Below are 8,304 nucleotides of genomic sequence, written 5' to 3' on the forward strand. Positions count from 1 at the left end.
AGCCGTGCGAGCCGCATCGGGTTGCGTGTGTCGCCGGCCACCTTTAGTATGCCGTCGACGAGCTGCTGGGCGAAGAAGACGGCCATGCCCGGCAGTGAGACGGCGAAGTAGGCGGTCGCCAGGGCGTCCGCGGCGCCCCCGTGCCCGCCGAGGACCAGCCGGGCGAGCGGCTCGCGCAGCAGCAGCCCGCCGGCCACGACCGCCGGGGTGACCAGGGCGAACAGCGCCCAGCCGCCGCGTACCGCGGCCCGTACGGCGCCCGGGTCCCGGGCTCCTCTGGCGTGCGCGACCAGCACGGTCGTCCCGGAGGCGAAGACCAGGGCGACACCGAGGAGCACGTTCTCGGTGTTGGTCGCGACGGCGACGGCGGCGACGGCGGCTCCGCCGAGCCGGGAAACCCAGACGGTGTTGATGATCCCGGAGGCGACGGAGGCGAGGAGCGAGAAGTAGACGGGGTGGGCGAGCGAGACGAGCTGCTTGCGGTGGGCGTTCATGCGGTGGATCCCCCTCGGCATGGATACCTCTAATCGAGGTAGCTCGAAAAGAGGTATCATGGGGACACGACGTCCGCAAGGGAGGCGACCGGCATGCTGGAACTGTCGATCCTGGGTTTCCTGGCCGGGGAACCGCTGCACGGCTACGAGCTGAAGGAGCGCATCAAGGCGCTGAGCGGTCATGTCCGTCCGGTCAGCGACGGCGCCCTCTACCCCGCCATCACCCGACTGGTGGCCGCGGGAAAACTCGAACAGCACGCGGAGGAGGGGGCGAGCGCCGCCCCGCGCCGGGTGCTGTCGCTGACCGACGCCGGACGCGAGGACCTGCTGGAGCGGCTGCGGCACCCCAAGCAGGCCGAGATCACGGACCAGGTCCGCTTCAACACGGTGCTGGCCTTCCTGCGGCACCTGCCGGACCGCGCGGAGCAGGCCGCCGTGCTGCGCCGCCGGCTGGAGTTCCTGGAGACCCCGGCGAGCTTCTTCTACCGGGGCGGCGAGCCCGTGCGGGCGGAGGAGGCCGGCGACCTGTTCCGGCAGGGCGTGCTGCGGGTCGCGCGGGCGACGGGGAAGGCCGAGCGCGAGTGGCTGCGCGAGGCCCTGGACCTGCTCTCTCAGCCGAGCTGAGCGCGCACGTAGTCGTGCCACTGCGAGGTGAACCCGTCCGTGGTCGTGCCCAGCACCTTCTTCAGCGCGCCCTCGACCGCGCCCGCCCGCTTCCCGTGCGCGCCGACGGCCCGGTAGAACTCACCGAGCCGGGCCTCGCCCCAGCGGTCGGCGATCATCCGGCAGGCCAGCCAGCCGCTCTCGTAGGCCTGGGCCAGCCGGGTGGGGTCGCTGTCGAAGCCGAAGTCCTTGTCGGTGGGCAGGTCCGCCGGGGCACGGCCCTCCTGCACGGCCCGCCCCAACTCCGGCGCGGCCTCGGTGGGCGTCCGGCCCGTGCCGCGGTAGGCGACCCAGTCGGCGTACCCCTCGGAGAGCCACAGGGGGGTGGCCGGGGTCGTGTCCGCCCGGGTGGCCACATGGGTCGTCTCGTGGGTGAGCACGACCTGCTTGCCCACGGCGCCCAGGAGGGCGTACGCCTCCGGGTTGACGACCACCCGGTCCGCGGGCGTCCTTCCCGAGCCGCCCGCCTCACCGGTCGTGACGGCCGCGATCCCGCGGTAGGACGCGGGCGGCGAGCCGAGGAGCCCCGCCATGCCCTCCAGGGACTCCGGCACGAGCACGACGACCCGCCGCGTCCAGTGCGTGCCCCACGCCCGGGACACGGCCGGCACCGCGTGGTCGGCGAGCCGCGCGTAGGTGTGCAGCGCGCCGTCCGACTGCCCGACCCCGAGGATCAGGCTGCGCCCGCCCTTGACGGCCGTCACCACGCCCTCGTCCCACAGCTGCCGGGACGACTTGTTCGCGGGGCGGTCCGAGGCGACGTACCAGTGGCCGTCGGCCGTGAGCCTGAGGGTGAGCGCGCGATCGGTGGTGACGGGGGCCTTGTCGTAATCGCCGACGCGGTAGCTGAGCTCCGCGTCGGCGGTGGCGGTGGCGCCGGTGCGGCGCAGGCCGGTCAGCCGGTACGCCCAGGACGCCAGCGGCACCGCGCGTAGGTTCCGGTACGACGTGCGTGTGCCCGTCCTGCCGTACGCCGTCTCGTCGTGGCCGAGGAGCGCCGCCGACCGCCGGTCGAGCAGCCGCTGCACCTCTGTCCTCGCGGATTCGGCACCGCTCTGCCCGCCGCACCCCGCGAGGGGGACGAACAGCAGACACAGAGCCACCACTCCCGAGCACCACGCCCGTCTGCGACCAGCCACTTCCCGATCGTACGGCCCGACGCGCGAAGTCAGACCCGGGTGACCGACGAGACCGGCATCATCCCGACCGGGTCGTAGCGCACCGGCGCGCCGGGATAGGGCGCGTGGATCACCCGGCCGTTGCCCACGTACATCGCCACATGGCTGGCGTCGGAACGGTAGACGACCAGGTCGCCGGGGCGCGCCTGGGAGAGCGGGATCTGCCTGCCCGCGTAGCGCTGCTCCTGCGAGGTGCGCGGGAGATGGACCCCGGCGTGCGCGTACGACCACTGCATCAGGCCCGAACAGTCGAAGCCGGAGGGCCCGTTGGCGCCCCAGACGTAGGGACGGCCGAGGGCGGAGCGGGCTGCGGCGACGGCCGCGGCCGTGCGGGCGTCCGGGGCGACGGCGCCCGAGAGGTCCGGCGGGCCGGAGCCGCGGGAGGCCCGCTCGTAGGCGGCGCGCTCCGCGGCGGGCAGGGAGTTGAGCAGCTGCCGGGCCCTGGCGAGTTTCCGCTCCACGATCCGCTTGTGGGATTCGACCGACTTGCGGCTCTTCTCCAGATCGGCGAGCTTCGCGGCCGTCTCTGCGCGTTCCTGGGCGAGTTCGCGCATGGCCGACCGGAGCTTCCGGAGCTGTTCGGCCTGGTGGGCGCCGATCCGGTCGAGGGTGGAGGCCCTGTCGAGGTAGTCGGCCGGGTCGTCGGAGAACAGCAGGGCCACGGTGGGGTCGATCCCGCCGGAGCGGTACTGGGCTCCGGCCAGCGAACCGAGCGCCTCCCGCATGGTGTTGATGCGCTCCTGCTGCCGGGCGATGTGGTCCTGCGCCTGGACCACCTCCCTGCGCAGCGCGCCGGCCCGCTCTCCCGCCCTGTCGAAGGCCTCGGTGGCGTTCTCGGCCTCATGGTAGAGACGGTCCACCTCCGCGCGGGTGCCACCGTGCGGCGCGGCGGCCGCCGGTACGGCGCCGAGGGCGGCGGCAGCGGCGGACAGTACGCACAGGGCGGTGGCGCCCCGGTCGAACCCGGACGGTACAAGGCGGCGATGGGACCCCACGGGAAGCCGCGCTCCTTCCGCTGACGGACGTCTGACTGCTCGGAAAACCCGGCAGACAGTAGCCGTGCGGACACGTACCGTCCAAAGGCGCCCATGGGCCGCCCAACGCGACGACCCGCCGCCGACGCAGGTCAGCAGCGGGTCGTGGGGTCAGCTTCGGTTGTCGCGAATCGCCCGTTCGGGCGGCAGCCGCAGCGTCAGACGCGGACGCCGAACTGGAACGGCATGTTGCTGCTCGACTCGTAGCGGACGACGGCACCGGTGTGCGGGGCGTGCAGCACCTGGCCGTTGCCGGCGTAGAGGCCGACGTGGTGCAGGTCGCCGTAGAAGAACACCAGGTCGCCGACCTGGAGCTGGCTCATCGTGAGGCGGGTGCCGATGCCGGCCTGGGCCTCGGAGGTGCGCGGGATGGTGACGCCGGCCTGGGCGTAGGCCCAGGAGGTCAGGCCGGAGCAGTCGAAGGAGGACGGGCCGGAGGCACCGTAGACGTAGGGCGTGCCGAGCTTGCTCTGGGCGGCGGAGAAGGCCGCGGCGGCCCGGCTGGAGGCGGAGGAGTCGTTGCCGAGGTCGACACGCTCGCTGGAGGAGCGGCTGGCGCGGGCCTGCTCGGCCGCGAGGTCCGCCTTCTCCTTGGCCGTCAGGGTGTTGAGGAGCTTCTGCGCCTCGGCGAGCTTGCCCTGGACTTCCTTCTTCTTCTTGCCCAGCTCGGTGCGGGTGGAGGCGAGGTCCTTGAGCTTGTCGCCGGCCTCTGCCCGCTCCTGGGCGAGTTCGCGCTGTTTGTCCTGAATCTTCTTCAGGGCCTCGACCTGCTGGCTGCTCAACTGGTCGAGCGTGGACGCCTTGTCGAGGTAGTCGTCCGGGTTCGAGGAGAGGAAGAGCTGGACGGACGGGTCTATGCCGCCCGAACGGTACTGGGCGCTCGCCATCGAACCCAGGCCGTCACGGAGCTTGTTGAGCTCCTCCTGGCCGCGGGCGACGTTGTCCTGGATGGTGGAGATTTCCTTCTGCAGCTTCTGCTGCTTCTCCTTGGCCCCGTTGTACTTCTCGGTGGCCTGCTCCGCTTCCTCGTAGAGCTTGTCGACCTTGGCCTTGACCTCGCTCTTGCTGAGCTTCTCGCCGGGCGCCGCGTTGGCGGCGTTCGCGCTCAGAACGACGGCAGCGGCGGCTGCGGTGGTCAGCACGGTCACGCGCGTGCGACTCGGCTGCTTGGGTCGACGATGGGACGCCACGGAGACGGGCTCCTTCTTTTGAGTGATCACCCGTGTGGAGGTTCGAGCCCAGACCCTAGTGACCTTGCTGTGATCAGTTCAAATCCTCACACCAAAAAATCCCGTCACGGCATGCATTCTTTGCACACAACTCACATGCAGTGAGACCTGCTTGACACAACGTCGCGCACAAGTCCCATCAATTCGGGCATTGGACCCGTACGTTGATGTTCAGGACAGTCGCTTGAGGAGTACCGCAGAAGCGACAGGCCGGGCACCCGCCTTGGCGATGCCGTCGGCGACCTCGCGGTCGGTCGAGGCGACGATGACCGGACGGCCCGGCGGCTCGGCGCGGACCAGCTGGCGGATGAGCTCGTCGGCCGTGACCCCCGGCTTGGAGAACAGCACCCGGACCCCGCGCGGCGGGGCGAGCAGGACCGGCGCGGCCAGTTCGGCGCCGTCGAAGACGCACGTCACCTCGGCGCCGGTCTGGGCGGCGAGCTGCGAGAGCTGGCCGAGCAGCCTGAGGCGCTGCTTCTCCAGCGGCATCTGCGGATAGCCGGTCTTGGTGACGTTGTACCCGTCGACCACCAAGTGCGCCTGCGGAAGGGCCAGGAGCTGGTCGAGGATCGCGGGGTCGTTCTCGGACAGCGCGCGTGCGGCGATGTCCTTCGGGGTCATTCGTCCCGGTTCGACCGCGTCCACGGTCTCGGCCGGGCGTACGGACACGGGCGGCAACGCCAGTTCCCGGCGCAGCCCTTGGGCCGCATCGAGCACGGTGTCGAGCAGCAGCCGTACCCGCATGTCCTCGACACTGCGTCCCTCACGGGCGGCCCTGCGGGTAGCCTCCAGCGCCGCCTCGGCCTCCCCGAGACGGGCCTTGAGACGCCGGGTCTCGCTCTCCGCGGCGGACACCTGGGCGTGCCCCTCGGCGCGCACGGCCTCGATCTCGCCCCGCACCTTGCGCAAGGCCGCCTCGCCGCGTTTGACGTCGCTCTGGGCGGCACGGAGCTTGCGGTGCAGCGACTCCGCCTCCTTCTTCGCCGCCTCGAGCTCGGCGCGCAGCCGCTCGGTCTCGCCCCTGGTCTGCTCCCGCGCCCGTTCGAGCTCCTCGCGCAGCCGCTCCAGCTCGGCCCGGCTCTCCTCGCCGGCCCGCTCGGCGTCCACCCGCTGGGCCTCCTCGCCGGCCGCGGCGACCAGCTTCACCCAGCCCGTGGGCCGCAGTACGTAGGCCGCGGCCGCCACGTCGAGCGGGTCCGCGGCCGGGGGCGGCGAGCCGGAGTCCAGGGCGCCGGCGAGTTCCGGCTGAACCTCTCTCAGCTTCTCCCCGATGCGCTGCCGGAACAGCGGGTCGGTCTCCAGGGCCGCCGCCATGGCGTTCCCGGCGAACTTCGCCCGGCGATTCGGGGCGAACCGGGCGTACTGCCGCAACTGTGCGGGCAGTTCGCCGACGGTCAGCCCCCCGAACCCGTCCGAGACGATCTGTACGACACGCCGCCGCACCCCGTCGGGCAGCGGACGGTCAAGCACCTCGGCGGTGCCGTCGCCCGGCCCCCCGCCTGCGGTCTCCACCATCCGTCACACCCCAATATCTGTGCGGGGCCGCTCCTGCTCAGGAGTCGGCGCCCGGCCTGTCCACGAGTTCCACCTGGTCCACAGCGTTGCACCAACGGCAGCGGACCGACTCGATGGTCTCACTGACCACCTCGCGTTCCTCGACCTTCGGCTCACCCGCCAGGTCGAGGTGGACGTACTCGACGACCTTCGACGCACGCGTCACGTCGAAGCGCGTGAGGTTGCCGCAGAGGGTGCAGCGCCACCGCGTCGTGGCGGTCGGCAGGGGAACCGGCATCGTGGCTTTTCGCTTCCTTCTAGTGTCCGTGACGCGCCGTCTGCCCGACGCGTGTGGCTCGTAACCCTACGGCCTGGCAGGGACTCACCGCTGGTCCGTCCACGGCGGCGAGGCGGTCTGTGCGACTGCGTCCTGTTACGTCATGCTCTGTGTCCATGATCAGCAACTGGAGCACGGTGGCCGGCAGGACCTTCAGAGCGGTTCGGGACACGTCGGCGCCGATGACGTACGGCCTCATCGCCCTGTGCTGTCTGATCTTCGTGCTCGGGCCGGCGTCCGGGCTCGATCCGGCGTACGGCACCGGGGACGCGCTGATGGCCGCCCAGCGGGCGTATTTCAGGCACTGGGGCGTCATCCCGGCGGAGCTCTTCGCCGCCCCGGTACGGGAGGCCCTCACCCCCGCCACCGCCCTGTTCGTGCACGGCAGCTGGGTGCATCTGCTCGGCAACATGCTCTTCCTCTATGTCTTCGGGGCGATGGCCGAGGAGCGGATGGGCCGCGTGCAGTTCACCCTGTTCTACATCGGCTGCGGCTATCTCGCGCTGATCGGCTACGCGGCCGCCAACAGCGCGTCCCAGCAGTCGCTGGTCGGCGCCTCCGGGGCGATCTCGGCGGTCCTCGGCGCGTTCCTCTACCTGTTCCCCGACGCCCGTGTCACCAGTCTCCTCCCCTTTCTGTTCTTCCTCCCGCTGCGCTTCCCCGCCTGGGTCGTCCTGCCCTTCTGGGCGGCCCTGCAGTGGCTGGCGGCGGGCCGCGCCACCGAGGGCCCGGGGGTGGCCTATCTCGCCCATCTGGTCGGCTTCACGCTGGGCTTCCTCTTCGCGTGGGTGCGGTTCGGGCGGACGACTGCTGTGCCTTCCCGGGGGACAGCCCCCGGACCCCCGGCAGAACGACCAGGCCGGCTGGACCACGAGTAGGGTGAGAGCCCCAGCGACGGCCCCGAGGGAGAGAACCAGCCGTGATCACCGCGATCGTGCTCATCAAGACCAGCGTGGACCGGATCCCCGAGATCGCGGAGCAGATCGCCGCGCTGGACAGCGTCAGCGAGGTCTTCTCCGTCACCGGCACCTATGACCTGATCGCCATGGTCCGGGTGCAGCGGCACGACGACCTGGCCGAGGTCATCCCCGGCAGCATCAGCAAGATCGCGGGCGTGGAGGCCACCGACACGCACGTCGCGTTCCGCACGTACTCCCAGCACGACCTGGAGGCGGCGTTCGCGATCGGACTGGACAACTAGCCGGTCGCGTCGACGGCCGCGGTCCCGGTCCCCGAGGGGTCGCGGAGCCGGCCGCCGCGGGCGACCGGGCCGTGCCGGTCGTCGCCGCGGGCCTGGCCGGGCGCGCGCTCCAGCGCTCCGTGCCCTCCAGGCCGAGGGCCGGGACCCGTTGGTCCACGCGCGCGGAGACGGTGTCGCCGGCCACCGTCGCGTACGGCTCGGAGGTGCCGGAGGCGCTGTGCGTCCAGACGCTGCCGCCGTCCGCAGCCCGCACCGCGTACACGGTCCCCCGCTCCGTGCCGGTCAGGAGGGACCGGGTGCCCCTGGCCTGAGCCGCGGCACCGGCGTTCCCGGTCCGTCGCAGCCGCCTGCCGTCCTGGGTGCGCAGGCCCCGTCCGGCCACTGCCGTCGAAGGTGACCAGCGTGCCGCCGAGCAGCGCGGCCACCGCCGCGGCGGGGGCGCGGGGCCCCCGCCCCCACACGGGGCCCCGCGGGCCCGCCCCGCCCCGCCCGCCCGCGGCCCCGCCACGGGATCCCGGGCTTGCCGCCCTCGAACGTGAAGCTCTCCCGCGCCGTGAGGTCCAGCTCCGGCGCGGGCAGCGGGCGCATGGACTGCACCACGCCGAGGATGACCACCAGGAGCAGGACCAGCGGCGTCCAGATCTTGACCCGGCGCACCGTCGTGCGCAGCGGGG

The 8,304-nt window shown here is 72.1% G+C and carries 10 protein-coding genes and 1 pseudogene; 4 read left to right on the forward strand and 7 right to left on the reverse strand.

The features are described 5' to 3' along the window. Positions 1–494 (reverse strand): MATE family efflux transporter (locus ACFW2E_RS34865; protein ID WP_384472359.1); only part of this gene is annotated, 494 nt, incomplete at its 3' end. A gap of 93 nt (positions 495–587) precedes the next feature. Between ACFW2E_RS34865 and ACFW2E_RS34870 the strand changes: the two genes are divergently transcribed. After that, positions 588–1,118: a PadR family transcriptional regulator gene (locus ACFW2E_RS34870; protein ID WP_384472362.1), complete on the forward strand. Its 531-nt coding sequence runs from the start codon at positions 588–590 to the stop codon at positions 1,116–1,118. Here the strand turns inward: ACFW2E_RS34870 and ACFW2E_RS34875 are convergent. The 5 genes from ACFW2E_RS34875 to ACFW2E_RS34895 all read right to left on the reverse strand — a co-directional run bounded on the left by ACFW2E_RS34875 (position 1,106) and on the right by ACFW2E_RS34895 (position 6,390). Then, positions 1,106–2,296, reverse strand: coding sequence for a hypothetical protein (locus ACFW2E_RS34875; protein ID WP_384472365.1), 1,191 nt, complete (start codon positions 2,294–2,296; stop codon positions 1,106–1,108). The two genes, ACFW2E_RS34870 and ACFW2E_RS34875, sit on opposite strands and share 13 nt — an antisense overlap. A 29-nt stretch (positions 2,297–2,325) precedes the next feature. After that, complete coding sequence (locus ACFW2E_RS34880) at positions 2,326–3,330, reverse strand: NlpC/P60 family protein (protein ID WP_384472368.1); 1,005 nt, start codon at positions 3,328–3,330, stop codon at positions 2,326–2,328. 197 nt (positions 3,331–3,527) lie between these two features. Further along, on the reverse strand, positions 3,528–4,559 hold the full coding sequence (locus ACFW2E_RS34885; RefSeq protein WP_384472370.1) for an NlpC/P60 family protein: 1,032 nt from the start codon (positions 4,557–4,559) through the stop codon (positions 3,528–3,530). Positions 4,560–4,769: 210 nt separating this feature from the next. Then, a complete protein-coding gene (locus tag ACFW2E_RS34890; RefSeq protein ID WP_384472373.1) occupies positions 4,770–6,113 on the reverse strand; it encodes an NYN domain-containing protein in 1,344 nt (447 codons plus the stop codon). Between the two features lie 37 nt (positions 6,114–6,150). After that, on the reverse strand, positions 6,151–6,390 hold the full coding sequence (locus ACFW2E_RS34895) for a hypothetical protein (RefSeq protein ID WP_376536688.1): 240 nt from the start codon (positions 6,388–6,390) through the stop codon (positions 6,151–6,153). Between the two features lie 155 nt (positions 6,391–6,545). On the opposite strand from ACFW2E_RS34895, the gene ACFW2E_RS34900 reads away from it, so the two are divergent. The 3 genes from ACFW2E_RS34900 to ACFW2E_RS34910 all read left to right on the forward strand — a co-directional run bounded on the left by ACFW2E_RS34900 (position 6,546) and on the right by ACFW2E_RS34910 (position 7,941). After that, the gene (locus ACFW2E_RS34900) at positions 6,546–7,307 is read left to right on the forward strand and encodes a rhomboid family intramembrane serine protease (protein ID WP_384472377.1); all 762 of its coding nucleotides are present in this window, start codon (positions 6,546–6,548) and stop codon (positions 7,305–7,307) included. Between the two features lie 41 nt (positions 7,308–7,348). After that, a complete protein-coding gene (locus tag ACFW2E_RS34905) occupies positions 7,349–7,630 on the forward strand; it encodes an Lrp/AsnC family transcriptional regulator (protein WP_384472380.1) in 282 nt (93 codons plus the stop codon). Positions 7,631–7,701: 71 nt separating this feature from the next. Continuing rightward, positions 7,702–7,941 (forward strand): hypothetical protein, encoded by a 240-nt coding sequence (locus ACFW2E_RS34910; RefSeq protein ID WP_384472382.1) that lies wholly within the window; start codon positions 7,702–7,704, stop codon positions 7,939–7,941. Between the two features lie 175 nt (positions 7,942–8,116). Here ACFW2E_RS34910 and ACFW2E_RS34915 read toward each other — a convergent pair. Next, positions 8,117–8,304: pseudogene (locus tag ACFW2E_RS34915) on the reverse strand (D-alanyl-D-alanine carboxypeptidase); the annotation flags it as partial.

Source organism: Streptomyces sp. NPDC058964, from assembly GCF_042741275.1.
Classification (GTDB): domain Bacteria; phylum Actinomycetota; class Actinomycetes; order Streptomycetales; family Streptomycetaceae; genus Streptomyces.

Excerpts from the sequence above, each read along its gene's own strand:
- ACFW2E_RS34890 (WP_384472373.1), bottom strand. The coding sequence starts at position 6,113 with ATGGTGGAGACCGCAGGCGGGGGGCCGGGCGACGGCACCGCCGAGGTG.
- ACFW2E_RS34900 (WP_384472377.1), top strand. The coding sequence starts at position 6,546 with ATGATCAGCAACTGGAGCACGGTGGCCGGCAGGACCTTCAGAGCGGTT.
- ACFW2E_RS34895 (WP_376536688.1), bottom strand. The coding sequence starts at position 6,390 with ATGCCGGTTCCCCTGCCGACCGCCACGACGCGGTGGCGCTGCACCCTC.
- ACFW2E_RS34870 (WP_384472362.1), top strand. The coding sequence starts at position 588 with ATGCTGGAACTGTCGATCCTGGGTTTCCTGGCCGGGGAACCGCTGCAC.